This window comes from Uliginosibacterium sp. sgz301328 (assembly GCF_041807905.1).
Taxonomy (GTDB): domain Bacteria; phylum Pseudomonadota; class Gammaproteobacteria; order Burkholderiales; family Rhodocyclaceae; genus JBGVSA01.
The window spans coordinates 68,122-86,387 of record NZ_JBGVSA010000007.1 but is presented as its reverse complement, the minus strand read 5'-3'; the positions used below and the strand labels follow the sequence as shown (position 1 = coordinate 86,387).

At 59.7% G+C, this 18,266-nt stretch carries 31 protein-coding genes; 25 read left to right on the top strand and 6 right to left on the bottom strand.

Going from position 1 to position 18,266, the window contains the following annotated elements; translation table 11 throughout:
• Window positions 1-37 precede the first annotated feature (37 nt).
• Genes ACDA63_RS07290 through ACDA63_RS07280 form a run of 3 tightly spaced genes read left to right on the top strand, consistent with a single transcriptional unit; the run spans window position 38 to window position 1,007 of the window.
• Window positions 38-235, top strand: a complete 198-nt coding sequence (locus tag ACDA63_RS07290) for a hypothetical protein (RefSeq protein ID WP_373662556.1) — start codon at window positions 38-40, stop codon at window positions 233-235.
• A 2-nt stretch (window positions 236-237) separates the two neighbouring features.
• A complete protein-coding gene (locus tag ACDA63_RS07285) occupies window positions 238-438 on the top strand; it encodes a hypothetical protein (protein WP_373662555.1) in 201 nt (66 codons plus the stop codon).
• On the top strand, window positions 408-1,007 hold the full coding sequence (locus ACDA63_RS07280; RefSeq protein ID WP_373662554.1) for a recombination protein NinG: 600 nt from the start codon (window positions 408-410) through the stop codon (window positions 1,005-1,007). Before ACDA63_RS07285 ends, ACDA63_RS07280 begins: the two co-directional genes overlap by 31 nt.
• Here the strand turns inward: ACDA63_RS07280 and ACDA63_RS07275 are convergent.
• Together ACDA63_RS07275 and ACDA63_RS07270 are read right to left on the bottom strand one after the other, a co-directional pair.
• Window positions 988-1,203, bottom strand: a complete 216-nt coding sequence (locus ACDA63_RS07275; protein WP_373662553.1) for a helix-turn-helix domain-containing protein — start codon at window positions 1,201-1,203, stop codon at window positions 988-990. The genes ACDA63_RS07280 and ACDA63_RS07275 overlap by 20 nt on opposite strands.
• A gap of 34 nt (window positions 1,204-1,237) precedes the next feature.
• Complete coding sequence (locus ACDA63_RS07270; RefSeq protein ID WP_373662552.1) at window positions 1,238-1,447, bottom strand: hypothetical protein; 210 nt, start codon at window positions 1,445-1,447, stop codon at window positions 1,238-1,240.
• Window positions 1,448-1,553: 106 nt separating this feature from the next.
• Here ACDA63_RS07270 and ACDA63_RS07265 point away from each other — a divergent pair, with 106 nt between their 5' ends.
• The 3 genes from ACDA63_RS07265 (at window position 1,554) to ACDA63_RS07255 (ending at window position 2,992) form a co-directional block, all read left to right on the top strand.
• Window positions 1,554-2,024, top strand: coding sequence for a hypothetical protein (locus tag ACDA63_RS07265; protein WP_373662551.1), 471 nt, complete (start codon window positions 1,554-1,556; stop codon window positions 2,022-2,024).
• Between the two features lie 304 nt (window positions 2,025-2,328).
• Window positions 2,329-2,679 carry an antiterminator Q family protein gene (locus ACDA63_RS07260; RefSeq protein WP_373662550.1) on the top strand — a complete coding sequence of 117 codons (351 nt, stop codon included), beginning with the start codon at window positions 2,329-2,331 and terminating at the stop codon, window positions 2,677-2,679.
• A gap of 67 nt (window positions 2,680-2,746) precedes the next feature.
• Window positions 2,747-2,992 (top strand): hypothetical protein, encoded by a 246-nt coding sequence (locus ACDA63_RS07255; protein ID WP_373662549.1) that lies wholly within the window; start codon window positions 2,747-2,749, stop codon window positions 2,990-2,992.
• Between the two features lie 106 nt (window positions 2,993-3,098).
• Here the strand turns inward: ACDA63_RS07255 and ACDA63_RS07250 are convergent, their stop codons facing one another.
• Window positions 3,099-3,392, bottom strand: coding sequence for an addiction module antidote protein (locus ACDA63_RS07250; RefSeq protein ID WP_373662548.1), 294 nt, complete (start codon window positions 3,390-3,392; stop codon window positions 3,099-3,101).
• A 4-nt stretch (window positions 3,393-3,396) separates the two neighbouring features.
• Window positions 3,397-3,693 (bottom strand): type II toxin-antitoxin system RelE/ParE family toxin, encoded by a 297-nt coding sequence (locus tag ACDA63_RS07245; protein WP_373662547.1) that lies wholly within the window; start codon window positions 3,691-3,693, stop codon window positions 3,397-3,399.
• Between the two features lie 67 nt (window positions 3,694-3,760).
• Between ACDA63_RS07245 and ACDA63_RS07240 the strand changes: the two genes are divergently transcribed.
• The 19 genes from ACDA63_RS07240 to ACDA63_RS07150 all read left to right on the top strand — a co-directional run bounded on the left by ACDA63_RS07240 (window position 3,761) and on the right by ACDA63_RS07150 (window position 17,627).
• The gene (locus tag ACDA63_RS07240) at window positions 3,761-4,069 is read left to right on the top strand and encodes a hypothetical protein (protein ID WP_373662546.1); all 309 of its coding nucleotides are present in this window, start codon (window positions 3,761-3,763) and stop codon (window positions 4,067-4,069) included.
• On the top strand, window positions 4,053-5,264 hold the full coding sequence (locus ACDA63_RS07235; protein WP_373662545.1) for a PBSX family phage terminase large subunit: 1,212 nt from the start codon (window positions 4,053-4,055) through the stop codon (window positions 5,262-5,264). The genes ACDA63_RS07240 and ACDA63_RS07235 overlap by 17 nt, the downstream gene beginning before the upstream one ends.
• Window positions 5,261-6,736, top strand: coding sequence for a DUF1073 domain-containing protein (locus ACDA63_RS07230; RefSeq protein WP_373662544.1), 1,476 nt, complete (start codon window positions 5,261-5,263; stop codon window positions 6,734-6,736). The genes ACDA63_RS07235 and ACDA63_RS07230 overlap by 4 nt, the downstream gene beginning before the upstream one ends.
• Window positions 6,681-7,442 (top strand): phage minor head protein, encoded by a 762-nt coding sequence (locus ACDA63_RS07225; RefSeq protein ID WP_373662543.1) that lies wholly within the window; start codon window positions 6,681-6,683, stop codon window positions 7,440-7,442. The genes ACDA63_RS07230 and ACDA63_RS07225 overlap by 56 nt, the downstream gene beginning before the upstream one ends.
• A 23-nt stretch (window positions 7,443-7,465) precedes the next feature.
• Entirely contained in the window at window positions 7,466-8,770 is a 1,305-nt protein-coding gene (locus ACDA63_RS07220; protein ID WP_373662541.1) for a DUF2213 domain-containing protein, read from the top strand.
• Between the two features lie 24 nt (window positions 8,771-8,794).
• Complete coding sequence (locus ACDA63_RS07215) at window positions 8,795-9,286, top strand: hypothetical protein (RefSeq protein ID WP_373662540.1); 492 nt, start codon at window positions 8,795-8,797, stop codon at window positions 9,284-9,286.
• Between the two features lie 68 nt (window positions 9,287-9,354).
• Entirely contained in the window at window positions 9,355-10,377 is a 1,023-nt protein-coding gene (locus ACDA63_RS07210; RefSeq protein WP_373662539.1) for a DUF2184 domain-containing protein, read from the top strand.
• A 9-nt stretch (window positions 10,378-10,386) separates the two neighbouring features.
• Entirely contained in the window at window positions 10,387-10,572 is a 186-nt protein-coding gene (locus tag ACDA63_RS07205; RefSeq protein ID WP_373662538.1) for a hypothetical protein, read from the top strand.
• A gap of 2 nt (window positions 10,573-10,574) precedes the next feature.
• The gene (locus ACDA63_RS07200) at window positions 10,575-10,958 is read left to right on the top strand and encodes a DUF4054 domain-containing protein (protein ID WP_373662537.1); all 384 of its coding nucleotides are present in this window, start codon (window positions 10,575-10,577) and stop codon (window positions 10,956-10,958) included.
• Window positions 10,958-11,449 carry a hypothetical protein gene (locus ACDA63_RS07195; protein WP_373662536.1) on the top strand — a complete coding sequence of 164 codons (492 nt, stop codon included), beginning with the start codon at window positions 10,958-10,960 and terminating at the stop codon, window positions 11,447-11,449. The genes ACDA63_RS07200 and ACDA63_RS07195 overlap by 1 nt, the downstream gene beginning before the upstream one ends.
• 47 nt (window positions 11,450-11,496) lie before the next feature.
• Complete coding sequence (locus ACDA63_RS07190; RefSeq protein WP_373662535.1) at window positions 11,497-11,823, top strand: hypothetical protein; 327 nt, start codon at window positions 11,497-11,499, stop codon at window positions 11,821-11,823.
• Window positions 11,824-11,825: 2 nt separating this feature from the next.
• Window positions 11,826-12,380: a hypothetical protein gene (locus ACDA63_RS07185; RefSeq protein WP_373662534.1), complete on the top strand. Its 555-nt coding sequence runs from the start codon at window positions 11,826-11,828 to the stop codon at window positions 12,378-12,380.
• Window positions 12,381-12,404: 24 nt separating this feature from the next.
• Window positions 12,405-13,889, top strand: a complete 1,485-nt coding sequence (locus tag ACDA63_RS07180) for a DUF3383 domain-containing protein (RefSeq protein WP_373662533.1) — start codon at window positions 12,405-12,407, stop codon at window positions 13,887-13,889.
• A 12-nt stretch (window positions 13,890-13,901) separates the two neighbouring features.
• Window positions 13,902-14,342 carry a phage protein gene (locus ACDA63_RS07175; protein WP_373662532.1) on the top strand — a complete coding sequence of 147 codons (441 nt, stop codon included), beginning with the start codon at window positions 13,902-13,904 and terminating at the stop codon, window positions 14,340-14,342.
• Between the two features lie 2 nt (window positions 14,343-14,344).
• Complete coding sequence (locus ACDA63_RS07170; RefSeq protein ID WP_373662531.1) at window positions 14,345-14,791, top strand: phage tail assembly chaperone; 447 nt, start codon at window positions 14,345-14,347, stop codon at window positions 14,789-14,791.
• Between the two features lie 56 nt (window positions 14,792-14,847).
• Entirely contained in the window at window positions 14,848-14,979 is a 132-nt protein-coding gene (locus tag ACDA63_RS07165; RefSeq protein WP_373662530.1) for a hypothetical protein, read from the top strand.
• Entirely contained in the window at window positions 14,972-16,732 is a 1,761-nt protein-coding gene (locus ACDA63_RS07160) for a phage tail tip lysozyme (RefSeq protein ID WP_373662529.1), read from the top strand. Before ACDA63_RS07165 ends, ACDA63_RS07160 begins: the two co-directional genes overlap by 8 nt.
• On the top strand, window positions 16,732-17,319 hold the full coding sequence (locus ACDA63_RS07155) for a phage baseplate protein (RefSeq protein ID WP_373662528.1): 588 nt from the start codon (window positions 16,732-16,734) through the stop codon (window positions 17,317-17,319). Before ACDA63_RS07160 ends, ACDA63_RS07155 begins: the two co-directional genes overlap by 1 nt.
• Window positions 17,316-17,627, top strand: a complete 312-nt coding sequence (locus ACDA63_RS07150; protein ID WP_373662527.1) for a hypothetical protein — start codon at window positions 17,316-17,318, stop codon at window positions 17,625-17,627. The genes ACDA63_RS07155 and ACDA63_RS07150 overlap by 4 nt, the downstream gene beginning before the upstream one ends.
• On the opposite strand, the gene ACDA63_RS07145 is transcribed toward ACDA63_RS07150, so the two are convergent.
• Together ACDA63_RS07145 and ACDA63_RS07140 are read right to left on the bottom strand one after the other, a co-directional pair.
• Window positions 17,624-17,920 (bottom strand): HigA family addiction module antitoxin, encoded by a 297-nt coding sequence (locus ACDA63_RS07145; RefSeq protein ID WP_373662526.1) that lies wholly within the window; start codon window positions 17,918-17,920, stop codon window positions 17,624-17,626. The genes ACDA63_RS07150 and ACDA63_RS07145 overlap by 4 nt on opposite strands.
• A gap of 12 nt (window positions 17,921-17,932) precedes the next feature.
• Window positions 17,933-18,211 (bottom strand): type II toxin-antitoxin system RelE/ParE family toxin, encoded by a 279-nt coding sequence (locus tag ACDA63_RS07140; RefSeq protein ID WP_373662525.1) that lies wholly within the window; start codon window positions 18,209-18,211, stop codon window positions 17,933-17,935.
• Window positions 18,212-18,266 lie beyond the last annotated feature (55 nt).

Below are 18,266 nucleotides of genomic sequence, written 5' to 3'. Positions count from 1 at the left end.
GGCATCGCGGGCGCCAATGAGACCGCAGGAGAACAACATGGCTTGGTTTGAGGTGGTAGTACAGACCGTAACCGTATTTGCTGTGGAGGCAGATAGCGACGATGAGGCTCAAGACGTTGCGGTGAACGAAATTGTTGGTGACGGTACGAGTGAGGTTTCGTCGTCATTTATGGCTGAAGACGACATTCAGATCGACAGGTTCAAGCGGCACGCGGACAAGGTTTTGGAAATGTAGCCATGCCCTGCATCGACTACGCGCACCTGGACCTGAAGGCGGTGCCAGAAATGGCCCGCCAGGGCTTCGGCACATGTGAGAGGAAGCGTCATCTGTTCCTCAGCATCAAGCGTGCGACAGGGTGCGAGCAGTTCAAGCAGGCAGATGCCGCAGTAGTCGTGCGGCGGGTTGAGTGGGTACAGAAGGGGGAGAGGAAGTGCTGAGCGTTAAACCCCGCAAGTGCGCCAACAAGGAATGCCGGCAGGAGTTCATTCCTGCTCGGTCGTTCCAGAAGGCACACAGCATCGAATGCGCTATCAAGCTGGCAGAGCAGGACCGGGAGCGCAAGGCGCGTGTCGCGTTGCATCACCAGCGCGCGAACGACCGCAAGCGGGCCGAGGCGATCAAGACCGTCCCGCAGCTCATCAAGGAAGCGCAGATCGCATTCAATGCTTGGATCAGGGCACGAGACGCGGGCAAGCCATGCATCTGCTGTGGCCGCTACTCCTCCGGTGAGACACGCGGTGGAGATTGGGACGCTGGGCACTACCGCAGCCGCGGGGCCGCTCCGCACTTGCGCTTCAACGAAGACAACGTGCACTCGCAACTCAAGCAATGCAACCGCTATGGCGCCGGCCGCGCAGTGGATTACCGCCTCGGACTGATAGCCCGCATCGGCATCGCCAGGGTGGAAGCGCTTGAGGCCAACAACGAGCCGCACAAATGGACGCGCGACGAGCTGCGCGCGATCGCCGCCACTTACAAGGCAAAGCTCAAGGAGTTGAAGTCTTGATACAGAAAAGCTCCCAAAGCCCAGGATGCATTCGCCGGTTGCCGGCCTCCCATTCCTGCCACGCGCGCAGCGTGCCGTGGATGAGTTCTGCCGCTTGCGTTTGTGTGAGCCCGGCCGCTTCGCGAGCGGCACGCACTTCGATGGGATCAGGATTGGCTGAGGGGCCTTTCGGCCCTCGGTTTGGATGGTTTGCCATGATGAGCTGCCTATTCGGCAGTGGAGTATCTGACTTATCGGCCACTGATGATGTTCTGGATCTCACCCAAGAGACGAACCGCATTCGCGCTGTCGTCGTCGGGAATGCAGGTGAAGTCCTCGCGCTCGATATTGAACTCAGCCCCATTCCAGTTGATGTCGCGGAGCGCGACTTCATCCAGGTGCGTTTGGATCTTTGCGACCGTAGCTTCGGGAACTTCGTAAGCAATTTGAATTGTCGTCATTCTCATACTCCAGCCCCCGTAGCCCCGAGGCGCGGTGGTCAGCAATGCGCTGTCCATGGACTAAAGAATACACGCATTGCGTGTAAATGCAATAGGGATAACACTAATGCCGACCGTTAGCTTAGTCCGCGACGAGCGCACCGATCACCTCGTCGGTGCCAGCCCAAAGGACAACCGGGCGTACGCAAAATTCCTGAAGGCGGCGCGCGAACTGAAGAAGGGCTCGATCACATTCAGTTGGAAGGAGCCACGCTCGGGCGCGTACCACCGCAGGCACTTCGCCATTTTGGCTCGCTTGTTCGACGCTCAAGAGCAGTTCGAAGACGAAGACGTGTTCCGAAAGTGGCTCGAAGTAGGGGCGGGCTACGCAGTCTTCGCTCCCGGCACTGATGGCCAGATGGTCGCAATCCCGAAGAGCATTTCATACGAATCGCTAGACCAGGCCGAGTTCGAGCCGATCCACGAAGCTGTCATGGCGTTCGCGCGATCGGCCTACGCCCGGGCCTACCTCTGGCCGCACCTCTCCGACTCGGACTCTTGGGGAATGGTCGAGTCTGTCATGGGGGAGTTCATGTGATGAAGCCGCATATCACCAAGTCATTCTGCATCTGGATCTGCCGCAGCGCCGGCCGCATAGGCGCCGGACTCAGCCCCCGAAGCGCGTACCGCGACTGGAAGGAGGCGCCATAGATGGCTCACCCGCAATGCGCTCTAGGCCGAGTCCAGGTGAACGAAATGGACGCAGAGCAGGTCAAGCGCGACGGCTGGCAGAAGCAACGGATTTTGGTGGTGGCGGAGGATGACCGCCGCCTGGACTTTGTAGAAAGGGAGCTTGTGCGCCGGATTGGAGATCGTTTGTACGGGGAAACAAGGAGGGGCGCATGAGCTTGCCGTATTGGGACGTGATGCTGAACCGTTGGGCGCGGTGGAAGGTCTCGCACCTCCGCGGGGATGTGGGCTGGCCGAAGGTATGCCCAATGTTCATGAACGCTCCACGCTCTGACGCCTACGGCCCCCGCGAACTGGACTTCAACGAAGACGCCCTGTTCGTCGATGCCATCGTCCAGAAGCTACCAGAGGCAGACCGCCAGACCTTGCACGAGTACTACGTCATCGGGGGGAAGACGGTCGAGATAGCGGGGCGGCTAGGTATTGAGAAGCGAGCACTTCATTACCGCATCGATCGCATACACAACGTAATGTTCGGCGAGGCGAACGCCAGTTGTGTCTAATAGGCCTGGCCGACGCTCCATTACCCTAGTATATGTGTTCCGACCTTATCAACCTGGAGACATGGACATGCCCTTGAAGATCGTTTCGCATGACGAATTGGTGTCTATCTTCAATCAGGAACTTCGATCGCGCGAGGGCGGTGATTGCGCAGAATGCGCTGTTGACGCCATACAAAGGCTCGAGAAACCAAATCCCTTTGGCGGGATGTGGGCTCTTCCGAATTATGCGTACCGCGGCCCGAGAGAGTGCGAGGGCACCGTCATGCAGATAGAACAAGATTTGATGCAGCAGTACGATCTGCGCGCAGAGTAATTCTTGTATTGACCCCATTGCACTGTTTTGGTATAAACCAGCTACGCTGTGAATCAGTGACTCCAAAGCCCGCAGGCATATGCCGAGCGGGCTTTTTTGTTGCCCGTCAGGCGGACGGAGAGGCTTCTGCGTGCAGTTGAACACCAAGAGCATTGATCACCTTAAGCACCGTATCAAATCTCGGTTTCGCACCTGGGCGCAGTGTCTTGTACAGGCTCTCGCGCCCGAGCCCTGACGCTTCGGCAAGCTGCGCAATGCCGCGTGCTTTGGCGACCGTTGAGATGGCAACAAGCAGATGCTCGGGGTCGTTCTCTGCAAGCGCTGCGTTGATATAGGCTGCGATAGCTTCGTCGCTATCGAGGTATTCGACGGCATCGAATCGTGTGATGTTGTGGGGCATCTTCTTACTCCTCAATGTTCCGAGCCATTTCCTTGGCGCGCTTGATGTCGCGCTTCTGGCTTGACTTGTCGCCGCCGCACAGCAGCAGATAAATGCGCTTGCCGCGCTGGACGAAGTACACGCGATAACCAGCACCGACGTGAATACGCATCTCGCTGACGCCTTCGCCGACCGGCTCACAGTCGCCGAATGTGCCGGCCTCAGCGCGCTGAACGCGGGTGATGATCGCAGCACGAGCAGCCAAGTCCTTCAGTTCGCGAAGCCATGTACTGAATTCGGATGTCTGGTTGATCGTGTTCATGTGAGTCATTGTATCCGAATGGATACAAAAGGCAAGGCGCCCCAATCAAAAATAGATTGAGATAGATATGGCCGCACCAAAAGGCAGGCCCCGTCCTGCTGGTAGCGGCAGGCAAAAGGGAACTACGAACAAGGCTACGGCCGATATCAAGGCGCTTGCACAGAAGCACGGCCCCGAGGCCATCAAGACGCTACTGGACCTGATGCAGACGTCAGAGAGCGATCAGGCCCGAATTGCGGCGGCCAAAGAGTTGCTTGACCGTGGATTCGGCAAGGCTACTCAGGCCATTGAGGCATCCGGCCCGGGGGGCGTTCCTCTCACGCCGCCAGTAATCAACGTGACATTTGGAGAGCAGGGGGATGGCGAAGCCGGTTGATATCCGGTTTGCGCCCAAGTTCCGGCCGCTCTTCCAGCCTAAGCGTTACAAGGTCTTCCACGGTGGCCGTGGTGGGGCGAAGTCGTGGGAGATTGCCCGCGCGCTTGTCCTTCTGACGGCCACGAAGAAGCTGCGCATCCTCTGCGCACGCGAAGTACAGAACACAATCAAGGACTCGGTCCATAAGCTACTCAAGGATCAGATCGAGTCGCTAGGGCTGATGCCCTGGTTCAGTATCACCGACACGAGCATCAAAAGCTCGTTGGGCTCTGAATTTATCTTCAAGGGCCTGCGCTACGACGTGCAAGGCGTCAAATCCACGGAAGGCATAGACATATGCTGGGTGGAGGAAGCGCAGACGGTGAGTACGGATTCGTGGGACGTACTGATCCCTACGATCCGCAAGGAAGGCTCGGAGATCTGGATTTCCTTCAACCCGAAGGAAGAGACAGACCCGACATACCAGCGTTTCGTCGCAAATCCGCCTGATGACGCTTGCGTCGTTGAGGTGAATTACTGCGACAACCCCTGGTTTCCTGAAGTGCTCCGCAAGGAAATGGAGTACTGCAAGCGTGTCGATTACGAGGCGTACGAACACATCTGGCTAGGGAAGCCGCGCAAGATCAGCGCCGCGGTGATCTTCTCTGGCAAGTACGAGGTCCGGGCCTTCCCCGACGATCTCTGGCTTAAGGCGGATCGCTTGCACTTCGGCGCCGATTTCGGCTTTGCGCAAGACCCGAGCACGCTGATTCGGTCGTTCATCCTCGACAACACGCTATACATCGAGCATGAAGCCTATGGCGTCGGGGTTGAGTTGGACGAGATGTACCAGCTCTACGACAGCGTACCTGGGGCGCGGGACTGGCCGATCAAGGCCGACAACAGCCGCCCCGAGACGATTAGCTACATGGGGCGCCAGGGCTTCAACATCAGCGCCGCTGACAAGTGGCCCGGTAGCGTAGAAGACGGCATCGCGCATCTGCGAGGCTTCGAGAAAATCATCATCCACGAGCAGTGCAAGCACACTGCCGACGAGGCGCGGCTGTACTCGTACAAGGTCGACAAGCAGACCAACGAGGTTTTGCCAGTCATCGTGGATAAACACAATCACTGCTGGGACGCAGTCCGCTACAGCCTGGATGGGTACATCCAAGCGCGCGGAGGCGCCGGCGTTTGGTCAAGGCTTGCTGGATGACGAAGAGACACGCACTGCGAAAGATGGCGGAGCGTGTCACCCGAGATACGTCCGCAGCCATGCAAGGGCAGCAGGCGCAGCGCAAGAGCTTTGCCACGGGCGACAGCTTCCAGAACTTCGCCTCACGCGTAGGCCTGGGAACGGCGAACCAATCGTCGTTCGGCTCGTATGGATTCGACTTTGTCTCGCGCAACCGCGTGCAGATGGAGGCGGCATACCGGTCAAGCTGGATCTGCGGCATGGCCGTCGACGTGGTTGCCGACGACATGACACGCGCCGGCATCGAGATCCATTCGGAACTCGACCCGGACAACATCGAGAAGCTTGAACAAGGCTTCGAGCGCATGCGCATCTGGAATTGCCTGTGCGCTACGGCCAAGTGGGCACGCCTATATGGCGGTGCTGTGGCCGTGATCATGGTGGACGGACAGAAGTCCGATACTCCGCTGCGCATCGAGACGATCAGCAAAGACCAGTTCAAAGGCTTGCTGGTACTGGATCGTTGGTTGGTCCAGCCGTCTCTGGAGAACCTCGTCCAAGAGATGGGGCCTGACGTCGGTATGCCGAAATACTACGACGTCGTCGCCGATTCGATGGCGTTGCCGAACATGCGCATTCATCACTCGCGCTTGATCCGCATTGATGGTGTTGAGTTGCCGTACTGGCAGCGCATCAGCGAGAACCTGTGGGGCCAGTCTGTTCTGGAGCGCCTGTGGGATCGACTGCTTGCGTTTGACAGCACGACTCAGGGCGCGGCGCAGCTAGTGCACAAGGCGCATCTGCGCACGTACAAGGTCGAAGGCCTGCGCGACATCATCGCTTCGGGTGGCAAGGCATTTGAAGGCCTGGTGAAGCAGATCGATCACATCCGCATGTGGCAGACCAACGAGGGCATGACCCTCATGGATACCAAGGACGAATTCGACGCCCACAGCTACACGTTCTCCGGGCTGGACGCCGTTCTGCTGCAGTTTGGTCAGCAGGTATCCGGCGCGCTGCAAATCCCGTTGGTGCGACTCTTCGGTCAATCGCCGGCAGGGATGAACGCCACGGGCGAATCTGACCTTCGCACGTACTACGACAACGTCGCGCAACAGCAGGATCAGTTGCTGCGTCCAGGCATCCACAAGCTTCTGCAGGTGATGGCCAGATCAATCCTCGGCGTTGATCTGCCCAGTGGTACGGACTTCGCATTCCGCCCGCTGTGGCAAATGACGGACGAGCAGAAGGCGACTGTTGCCAAGACTGGAACGGAGACGGTTACCACGGCGTTTGATGCCGGGCTCATCTCGGCACAGACCGCGCTGAAGGAGCTACGCCAGCACTCACGCGTGACGGGCTTCTTCACAAACATCACCGACGAAGATATCGAGGCGGCAGAAAGCGAACCGCCGCCGCCCGTCGAGGAAGTGACCAATGCGCTCGCCAACGAGACGGAACAAGAGCAATCCGGTCAAGACGAGCAGGGCTGAGCGGGAATACGCAGGCGCTCTCAAGAAGGTTGCTGAGCAGGTTGGTGCGGTCATCAATGGGTTCCCCGCAGGAGACCCGGAGAGCGCAGGCCCGATCAGCAACATCTTGAGCAGGTATGCAGACGCCATCGATCCGTGGGCACGCCGTATTGCCGCTCGGATGCTCGCCGATGTCGACCTGAGTGACCGCAAGGCGTGGCTCGGGGCCAGCGAGGAAATATCGCGGATATTGGGCCAGGAGATCCGGCACGCGCCGACCGGCGCAGCCATGCAGGATTTGCTGGAAGAGCAGGTTGTACTGATCAAGTCCATACCGCGCGATGCGGCAGACCGCGTGCATCGCCTGACGCTTGAGGGCCTTGAGGACAGTACCCGAGCTTCGACAGTAGCAAAGGAAATCCAGCGCAGTACCGAAGTATCGAAGAGCAAAGCGACACTCATCGCTCGCACTGAGGTGGCGCGATCGGCGTCAGTTCTCACTCAGGTGCGCGCAGAGTCGGCAGGATCAACGCACTACCGGTGGCATACCGCTGGTGACAGCGACGTGCGCCATAGCCACAAGGCGCTAAACGGAAAGATATTCGCCTGGACCGACCCGCCATTGATCAACGAGGGCAGTGACGACAGCCCCAAATGGATGCGTCATCACCCCGGACAAGTCTGGAACTGCCGCTGCTGGGCTGAACCGATATTCCCCGACGACTGAGCGACCCCGCTCAGGAGATACCAATGCCACAAACCATGAAGCGCATCCGCTCGGGTGACCGCGCGGCGTTCTTCACGACTGAAAAGCTCGGAGATCGCAGGGAGCTGACGCCCGAGGGCTTCTTGCTCTGCAAGGGCGTCGCCATTGCTCGCACGGGGCAGCAACTGTACTCGTCTGGCGAGATTCCCATTGAAGACACCGGCAACGGCGAGGTGCGCATCCAGCGTGACGCAGATGAGGTGTTCCGCGACGAGACGATTGCGAGCTTCGAAGGCAAGCCCGTCACTGTTACGCACCCGGATGAATTCGTCACGCCGCAAAACTGGAATCGCCTAGCCGTTGGCGTTGTGCAGAACGTGCGCCGCGGCGATGGAATTTCCGATGACCTGTTGGTGGCCGATCTGTTGATCACCAGCGCAGACGCAATCGAGTACGTGAATCGTGAGCTGCCGGAGTTGTCGGCTGGCTACGAGGCGGACTACGAGCAAACCGAACCAGGACACGGGGTCCAGCGCAACATCATTGGGAACCACGTAGCCCTTGTTGAGCGTGGCCGGGCTGGGCCGCGTTGTTCAATTCTTGACCATGAAGGAAGTACCGACATGAAGACGAAAGACGCAAAGCCGGCCGGCAAGCAATCTTTCCGCGAACGCCTGCGTGCGTTCTTGGACGCCGAGCCGGACGAAAAGGAAGACCCCAAGGCCATGATCGGCGACGAAGACGGTGATGACGACGAAGACGACAAGGAAAAGGCCAAGACAGGCGATGCGATTGCAACGCTTACCAAGACCGTCGACGCCCTGACCAAGACCGTCGCCAAGCTCGTCAAGGACGCCGAAGCGAAGGCGATCACCAAGACGGATGATGAGGACGAAGACGATCCCGACAACGTCGAGACTGATGACGACCTCCTGGAGGCCGAAACAGCAGGAAAGGCCGATACCGGTACGACCTATACCGGTGATGCGCTGGCGCAGATCTTCAGCCGTGCCGAGATCCTGTCCCCGGGTATCTCCATTCCGACCGGCGATGCCGCCAAGGGCAAGGACGTGGGCATCAAGCTCATGCGCAAAGCCATCGGTGACGCAATGAAGACGGAAGACGGCAAGAAGGCCATCGACGTCTTCTTGATGGGCCGTGACGCTGCGAAGCTCTCGGCCGTCGATGTTCCGGGCGTCTTCAACGGCGCAGCAGAACTCATTCGCGTGCGCAACAACGATCGTGGCACTCGCGCCGGCATCACTACCAAGGACTTCGGCCGCCAAACCAATGTGGCTGATATCAACGCGGCCAACCGCAAATACTGGGCCTCTCGGTCGGCCCAATAACCAAGCCAAGAGAGGTAAATCACCATGGTTGCATACGTGACCCGCATGCCGTACGGCATCCCCGGCGACGTGACCCGTCAATCGACGACGACGATCGAAGCCCAAGTGTTCGACAGCTCGAATGCGTTCAGCGCCTACGGCCTGTTCGGCAAGATCAGCTCCAACAAATTCATCCCGGTAGGCGCGGGCGACGCTGCGACGGCAGTCTATGGCCTGTTGGTTCGCCCGTACCCGATCACCGGGGCCAATGCCAGCGATCCGCTGGGCACGAGCGTACCACCGACCAAGGGCGTAGCCGATGTCCTCAAGCGTGGCTACGTTGCCGTCAAGGTCAATGCAGGCACGGCAGCCATTAATGGCGCGGTCTATATCCGTGTGGCGAACGCGGCGGCAGGCAAGCCCATCGGCGGTATCGAAGCAGCGGCCGATAGCACCAACACCATCGCGGTGACGGGCGCTTACTTCACTGGTGCTGCCGATGCTGGCGGCAACGCGGAAATCGCCTACAACATCTGACCACCATCACGGAATGCAATGAGGCCGCCTACGGGCGGCTTTTTTGTACCCGGAACCTGGAGCAAACCATGAACCACAGCAAGAAAGAAGTGGCTGCCGTGATGGATGCCGCGTACCCGCGCATCATCCGCGCCCGAACCACGGACGGTCTGATGACGTTCGATCAGCGCACCGTCGATTCGTCGGGCGCGTTCCTCCTCGGCGAGTTGGAGCGGCTCGATCCGCGCCTGCATGAACCGCTGGCCGCAGTCACGTGGTCGCGCGACATCGATCTTCGTGAGGACGTGTCGATCGCTGACGAGTATTCGTCCTTCACCAACTCGTCGTTTGCCGCTGCGCCCGGCGTCCCTGGGAGCGGTAAGGCGTGGGTGGGCAAGGACGCTAACGCGATCACCGGCATCGGCCTGGACATCGGCAAAACGACTACTCCGCTGCCCTTGTGGGCGATGCAACTCGGCTGGACCATTCCCGAGTTGGAATCCGCGCAGAAGTTGGGTCGCCCCGTCGATCAGCAGAAGTTCGCCGGCATGCAACTCAAGTACCAGATGGACATCGATGAGCAGGTCTACATCGGTGACACGGCGCTCGGTCTGACCGGCCTGGTGAATTCGACCGTTGGCACCACTGCCAATGCGCAGACCGGCACGTGGTCGACGGCCACGCCTCAGCAGATGCTGGACGATGTGAATGAGCTGCTCAACAGCGTGTGGGCGAACACTGGCTATGCCGTGTGCCCGGACCGTCTGCTGCTGCCGCCTGTTCAGTACAGCAAGATCCTCGGCACGCTGGTGTCCAGCGCCGGCAACATCTCGGTGCTGGAATTCCTGCGTCAGAACAGTCTGAGCAATGGCATCAATGGCCGTCCGCTGGACATTCTTCCGCTGAAGTGGCTGACCAATCGCGGCACGTCCAACTCGCAGCGCATGGTGGCCTACGTCAAGGACCCGCTGCGTGTGCGCTTCCCGCTGGTGCCGCTGCAACGCACGCCGCTGGAATTCCGCGACCTGCGGCAATTGACGACCTACTTCGGTCGCCTGGGCGCCGTCGAGTTCGTCTATCCCGAGACGCTCGGCTACCGCGATGGCATCTAAGGAGGGGCTATGAAGATCAACGTCACCAAAGCCTTTTCGCTCATCGGCAAGGACGGCACGAAGAAGGACTTCGAAGCAGGCATCCACGAGGTCGATAAGGATGTCGCTGCGCACTGGTATGTCCAGGCGCACAGCGAGCCGGTCGAAGACGAGAAGCCGGCCAAGAAGTCCAAGGATGGCGAGAAGTCGGAGTAAGCATGGACGCGGCACAGTTTCGTCTCGACTTCCCGGAGTTCGCTGACACGTCGGTCTATCCGGATGCGCAGGTGAATTTCTGGCTGTCGCTCGGGGCGAAGCTGTTGCCGCCCTGCCGGTGGGGCGATCTGCTTGACTATGGCTTGGAGCTTTTCACAGCTCACAACCTTGTCATTCAGACGCGCAACCAGCAGATAGCCGACGCAGGTGGTACGCCGGGCGCAGTAACTGGTCCGGCTACCAGCAAGGCTGTCGATAAGGTGTCTGTGTCCTATGATGCCGCTTCCGTCCTGAATGCCGATGCCGGCGATTGGAACATGACGACGTACGGTATCCAGTTCTATCGCCTGATGATGATGGTCGGCGCTGGTGGGGTGCAGCTCTGATGGCGACGGTCAAAGTCGTGAAGGACTCCACGTCGGCGGTGATGGATGCAATCCAGAAGATCGCTTCTCGGGTGGTGCTGGTTGGCATCCCGTCCGAATCGACCGAACGTCAAGACGGCGAGCCGATCAACAATGCGACGATTGGCTACATCCAGGAGAACGGCGCTCCAGCAATGAACATCCCGCCGCGGGCGTTCCTCGTTCCTGGCGTGGCCTCCGAGTCCGATCGCATTACCTCTCAGCTCAAGAAGGCTAGCCAGGCGCAACTTGATGGCAATGATGCGCAGGCGACTCAGGCGCTCAATCGTGCCGGGTTGATTGGCCAGTCTGGTGCTCGCAAGAAGATCAACGATGGCCCGTTCGTACCGCTAAAGCCGACCACGCTTGCAGCGCGGCGCGCTCGCGGGCGAGAAGGGGACAAGCCCCTGATCGATACGGGGCAGCTTCGCAACTCGCTGACCTACGTCATCCGCGACAAGAAGAAGGGCTGATTGTGCCGCTGCTCGACGTATCCGATGTGCTCTTTGATCCCATGTTCATGAGCAAGGGATTGGTATGCACTCGTTCAGCGCAGACCATTGGCGACGATGGCATCGCGGTCGTGTCGCAGACCGCCAGCACGTTTTCCGGCGTGGTGACGAGTGACAACGGCGACCTGCTGCAACGGCAGGGTAACAGTGAGCGCATCGTCGGCTCGATCACGATTCATACCACGTTCCGGCTCATCGACGGCACGCCGGACGAAACAGCCGACGTGGTCACTTGGCAGGGCCGCGACTACACGGTGACTGCCGTGAATGACTACTCGCACTTCGGGCGCGGATTCGTCTGTGCCAAGTGCGAGCTTATTCCCCTGACAGGCTGACCATGGCGAACACCTCTGCGACGGGCGGTCCTCTGACGCCTGCGGGGACGCCTGCGCCCGCTCAGGACAAAGACCTGGACGCGATCATCCAGACGCTTATCAAGGGCGTCTCTGGTTTGCCCGGGAACATGGTGCGTCCGGCATGGCAGGGCGTCGTGCCCAAGCAGCCGGCCTCGGATCAGGACTGGTGCGCGTTCCACATCAGCGGCATTCGCGCAGATGCGAATCCGTGGATTGGCCACAACGGCCAAGGCGATGGGTCGGACGAATACGTGCGCCACGAGGATATTGACGTCCTTTGCACGTTCTACGGCCCGAACGCCATGCGCAACGCATCGCTGGCGCGCGACGGCATCTACGTGACGCAGAACAGCGAGGGCATCACTTCGCACGATATGGCGGTGGTCGGCAGTACCGACCTGACGGCGGTGCCAGAGTTCGTCAATCAGCAATGGATCAGGCGCTACGACTTGCCCATTCGACTGCGTCGCAAGGTTTCTCGCGCCTACCCGGTGCTCAACATTCTGTCGGTGCCGACGAACATCGTCATCGACTAACCCTCCATCCTCGGAGAAATACACATGTCCCAAGGACTCGCAGTATCGGACGTGGTCAACGTCCAGGTGGTCATTGCGCCCAAGGCGGCGGCGACCCGCAATTTCGGCGCACTGCTCATCGTCGGGGCTAGTCCCGTCATCGATGTTGTCGAGCGCCTCCGCCAGTATTCGAACCTGGATGGAGTGGTAGCCGACTTTGGCACTTCCGCCGAAGAGTACAAGGCTGCAAACCTGTTCTTCAGCCAGTCGCCACAACCGTCGATTCTCTACGTCGGCCGGTGGGCGAAAACGGTGACCACCGCGTTGCTGAAGGGTGGAGTTCTGTCTGAGGCGGAGCAGGCCATCGACAACTTCACCGCGGTGACTGCTGGTGGCATGAAGATCACCATCGACGGGACGCTCAAGACACTGAGTGCGATCAACCTGTCGGGCGTGACGAACCTCAACGGCGTGGCCTCGGCGATCACCGCTAAGCTCTCCACGTCGGGCCTGTGCATTTGGAATGCCACGCACAACCGATTCGAGATCACCAGCGGCACGACTGGGGCGACGTCGACCATTACGTACGCCGAACCCCCGTCCAGCGGAACCGACGTATCCGCACTGCTCGGGCTTCAGTCGACGCAAGCATCGCCGCCCGTCAATGGCGTGGATGCCGAAACGATCCTCGACGCTGTGACCGACATGGCCGACATGTCGAACGACTGGTATGGCCTGCAAATCGCCGATACGTCACTGAACGCGGATAACGTCAAGGACGTCGCCGCCTTCATCGAAGGCACTGGCCAGTCCCGTATCTTTGGATACACAACCCAGGTGTCCCAGGTGCTGGACGGCTCGATCACCACAGACATTGCAAGCCAACTCAAGGCACTGAACTACAAGCGCACGTTCGTGCAGTACTCGTCGTCGAACCCGTATGCGTCGGCATCGATCTTCGGTCGGGCCTTCACGGTCAATTTCCAGGGATCGAATACGACCATCACCCTGAAGTTCAAGCAGGAGCCCGGCGTTGCTGCCGAATCGCTGACCGAGACACAGGCCGCGGCGCTGAAGGCGAAGAACTGCAACGTCTTCGTGAACTACAACAACGACACCGCCATCATCCAGGAAGGTGTGATGGCCAATGGCTACTTCTTCGACGAAGTCCATGGCCTGGACTGGTTGCAGAACGACCTGCAAACGGCGGTGTGGAATCTGCTCTACACCAGCACGACCAAGATTCCGCAGACCGATGCCGGTGTCGCTCGTATCGTCGCCACGCTCGAAGCTCGGATGGACCAATCTGTGACCAACGGTCTCGTTGCTCCTGGAGTCTGGAACTCGGACGGCTTCGGCGCTCTGGTGTCTGGTCAGACGCTCTCCAAGGGCTACTACGTGTATGCGCCGCCGATTGCCACGCAGTCGCAAGCGGACCGCGAAGCGCGCAAATCGCCCGTCCTTCAGATCGCCGCCAAACTGGCCGGCGCTATCCACTTCGTTGACGTAGTGGTTTCCGTTAACCGGTAATCGGAGTCCTGCATGCCCACCTATTCGTTTGTTGAAGTCAACGCGACTCTGGTTGCGTCTGGCGCAGTACTGGACCTCGGTGCCGGCTCGGCGAACTCCGAGGAAGGCATCACCGTTGTTGCCGCTGGCGACAAGAACACCATGACGGTCGGCGCTGACGGTGAAGTGATGCACAGCCTGCACGCCGACAAGTCCGGTCAGGTCACGCTGCGCTACCTGAAGACCTCGCCGACCAATGCCAAGCTCATGGCGATCTACGACGCCCAGGGCGAGAGCGCGGCGCTGTGGGGCTCCAACGTCATCGCCATCACGCTACCGAGCACGGGCGAGGTTATCTCGTGCCGCTCCTGCGCATTCAAGAAGGTGCCGGACATCAACTACCAGAAGGACGGCGGGACCGTCGAATGGGTATTCGATGCCGGGAAAATCGATCGCATCATGGGGACGTTCTGAAAATGGCCTACGTAGAAATCAATCAAGGCGAGCAAACCTACCGCTTGGGAAAGCTCAGCGCCATTCAGCAGTTCCACCTGACGCGCAAGATCGCGCCCGTGGTCCCGGCAATGGTCCCGGTATTTCTGCGGCTGGCCAATAGCAAGACGCCTCTGCTCGATGATCCCGACTCGCTGACCGCGTTGTTGGCCCCGTTCGCCGACGCTATGGCCAAGATGCCCGATGAGGATGCGAACTATCTTCTTGGCACCTGCCTTAGCGTCGTGGCGCGAAAGCAGGGCGACGCGTGGAAGTCGGTGTGGGATACGACGCACGGCACGATTCTGTTCGACGACATAGACCTGTCGCAGATGATGCCGATCGTCATTCGGGTGCTGCGTGAGAACCTGGGAAATTTTATCTCCGGCCTGCTTACCAACCCGTCGATCGGTCAGGCGGAGCAGGCATAGACTCGCGGTCGCTGCCTGACGGCAAGGAGTACCTGTACATCCCGGTGATGAAAGGGATGTGCAGGTATGAGTCGCTTAAGGACGGCTCGCTCGACCTAGCTGACATTGCCGAGATGCATGACATGCTGACCTTGCAGAACGACTACGACTACCTGCTGAACGAGTACGCAAAGAACCAACATGGCTGAGCCAACCGTCATCAAAGAGTTCCTGGTAGCCCTTGGCTTCAAGGTCGATCAGAAGGAACTGAAAAAGTTCACGGACGGTATTGCTGACGCCTCGAAGCAGGTAACGAAGCTCGTAAGGAACATTACCGGCGCATCGCTCGCAATCAGCGCTGGCGTGACGGCATTCGCGTCATCTCTGGAAGGGCTGTACTTCGCGTCTCAACGGACTGGCGCCGCGGCGGGCAACATCAAGGCGGCAGAGCAGGCCGCTCGGGGGCTGGGCGCTTCGGCTCAGTCTGCGCGTTCTGCTATCGAGTCCATGGCGGCCAAGATGCGGGAGAACCCCGCAAACGAAAGCCTGTTCAAGATGATGGGCGCGCAGACCCGCGATGCCAACGGGCAACTGCGAGACACCAGCCTTTGGCTGGAGGGCATCAGCAAGAAATTCCAGTCGTCCCCGATGTGGCTGGCGAAGCAATACGCTAGCCAAGCCGGGTTCAGCGACGAGATGATGCTGGCGCTTCGGTCGCCAGATTTCATCGAACGCTTTCGGCAGGCCCAACAGAAAGACAAGGGCTTTGATCAAGCCACGAAGGATGCGCATGCGTTTATGGAGCGCGTCCGACAAGCCAGTCAGGAGCTTGAACGGTTCGCCGCAAAATTCGAATCTGCCCTGCTGCAAAAGGCCGGCCCTGTCATGGATCGGTTCTCTGTGTGGTGGGACAAGAATGCCGATCGTGTGGCAGACCGCCTCGCAGGCCTGCTTACGGCCGTACTTGAGTTTGGCGAGAAAGCAATTCCGTGGGTGGAGAAGTTCTTTGACTGGCTCGTTAAGCTGGATGACGCCACGGACGGATGGTCAACCGCAATCATCGGATTGACGACGGCAATTGTCGCGCTCGGTGGCGCCCCGGTAATCGGCGCTGTTCTCGGGCTGGCGGGGGCATTCCTGAAGCTCGGAGCGGCAGCATCCGGTGCAGGAGCATCTACGGCGGGGGTGCTGTCATTTCTCGGTAAGGCCGGCATTGCCGGCGCGGCCGCTTGGGGCGGTCTTCAGATCGCGCGCGCCGCTGGGCTGCCCGATACCGACGAGGCGAAGGGATGGGAAGCCATCAAGAACGGTGATTGGCTCAAGGCATCCATGTATCTGCCCGCCGCAGATTTCCTTGGGGCATCGTGGCGTCGCATGACGGGCGGTGACCCCAACAAGCCGCAAGAGGCAGCGGGCCCAAATGGCGGTGGATCAAAGAAATTGAGTCCTCGCGATGTTGCCATGAACTTCTTCCGCTCAATGGGATGGAGTCATGAGCAGGCGGCGGGCTTGGTTGCTAATCTGACCCACGAAAGCCAGCTCAACCCAGGCGCGGTAGGTGACAACGGGCGCGCGTACGGCATTGCCCAGTGGCACCCTGACCGGCAATCCGCCTTTGCAAAATGGGCGGGGAAGAACATCCAAGGATCGACGTTGGACGAACAACTTCGATTCATGCAGTTCGAGCTGACGCAGGGCGCGGAGAAGCGGGCAGGAGACCTGTTGCGGGCCTCCACGAATGCACGCGCCGCAGCAGAGGTCGTGAGCAAGTACTACGAACGTCCGTTGGACGCCATGGGCGAAGCAAAGCGGCGTGGTGATTCCGCAGTCCAGATCGCGCAAAAGGTCGATATAAACATCGTTAGCAATGACAACGCGCAGGATATTGGTGCCGCAGCCGGCAAGTCTGTGCGGCAAGCCAACGACGAATTGACGCGTACAGCACAGGGGGCTTTCGGGTAATGCCGACCTTCGCAGGACTGATCACCATCGCGCCCAAGCGCTCGATTGGAGCCTTTACTGCCCAAGTGACCATGGAGGAAGTCCATCAGGATGATCTCCAGATCACGGAGCATCCAGTCGAGACCGGCGCGAGCATCACGGACCATGCATTCAAGAGGCCTGCCCAGGTGACGATTCGATGTGGTTGGACGAACTCCAGCATGACATCGTTGATCGGTGCGGCTCAGGGGCTGCTGTCTGCTATCACTGGCGGCTCAGCGGTTGGCAAGGACTACGTGTCGGGCATCTACGAGCAGTTGCTTGCGCTGCAAGCCTCGCGGGTACTGTTCGACATCGTCACGGGCAAGCGCGACTACCAGAACATGCTGATTCAGTCGCTCGCGGTGACAACCGACGTGGCGACCGAGAATGCCCTGATGGTCACGATGACCTGCCGCGAGGTGATCATCGTCAAGACGCAGAGCACTACGCTGCCGGATGTGTCGCAGCAGGCTACGCCATGGAAGACGGCGGGGACGGTGGATATGGGGACGAAGAGCGCTATCCCTGCAACCCCGTCTCCTGGCGGCTCGGTACCGATTCAATGAGCACGTTTGAGATCCCGCTGACCAGCCAGCCGCAGCGCTTCACGATCACGCTGTCCGGCGTCGACTACATCGTCACGGTGCGATACCGCGATGCTCAGTACGGCGGGTGGGTCGTCGACATTGCCGACGCACAGCAGAACCCTATGGTCTCAGGCATTCCGCTCGTGACCGGCATCGACCTGCTGGCGCAGTACAAGTACATGGGTTTCGGTGGCCGCCTCTGGGCGCAGACCACGGATGACCCTGACGCAGTGCCGACGTTCGCAAATCTCGGCACCGGATCAAGGGTGTATTGGGTGACCGACTAGGCCGCCAGCCGTTGCTTGATGTGGCTCAGTTGATCGTGCATGGCCTCTTCAGTCACGGCTAAGTCGTAGCCGGTCTGAAGGTTGAGCCAGCTTTGCGCATCCGTACCGAAGAAGCGGGCCAGACGCAGAGCAGTGTCAGCCGTGATTGCACGGTTGCCCTTGACGATCTCATTGATGCGACGGGGCGGCACGTCGATGGCCTTGGCCAGGGCGTACTGAGTGATGCCTAGCGGGCCGAGCCATTCCTCTTGCAGGATCTCGCCCGGATGAGGCCAAGCTACTTGTCGGGTCATGATGATCTCCTTTCAGTGGTAATCGACGATTTCAACTCGGCTGGCGTTGCCGTTCGACCACACAAAACACACACGCCACTGATCATTGATTCGGATGCTGTGCTGCCCGGCACGGTTACCTGCCAGGGCTTCCAGACGGTTGCCCGGGGGCACGCGCAGGAAGTCCAGCGTTGCAGCAGCATGGAGCTGAGTCAGCTTGCGCATTGCCACCTTCTCGATGTTGGCGAAGCGAGCGATGCGCTTGCCTTTGAAGAGCGCTTCGGTGTCGGGGCAATGGAAGTCAGTGATCATGGATGTAATAGTAACGCCCGGCGTTAATAACGTCAAGCGTTATTAGGAACGATTG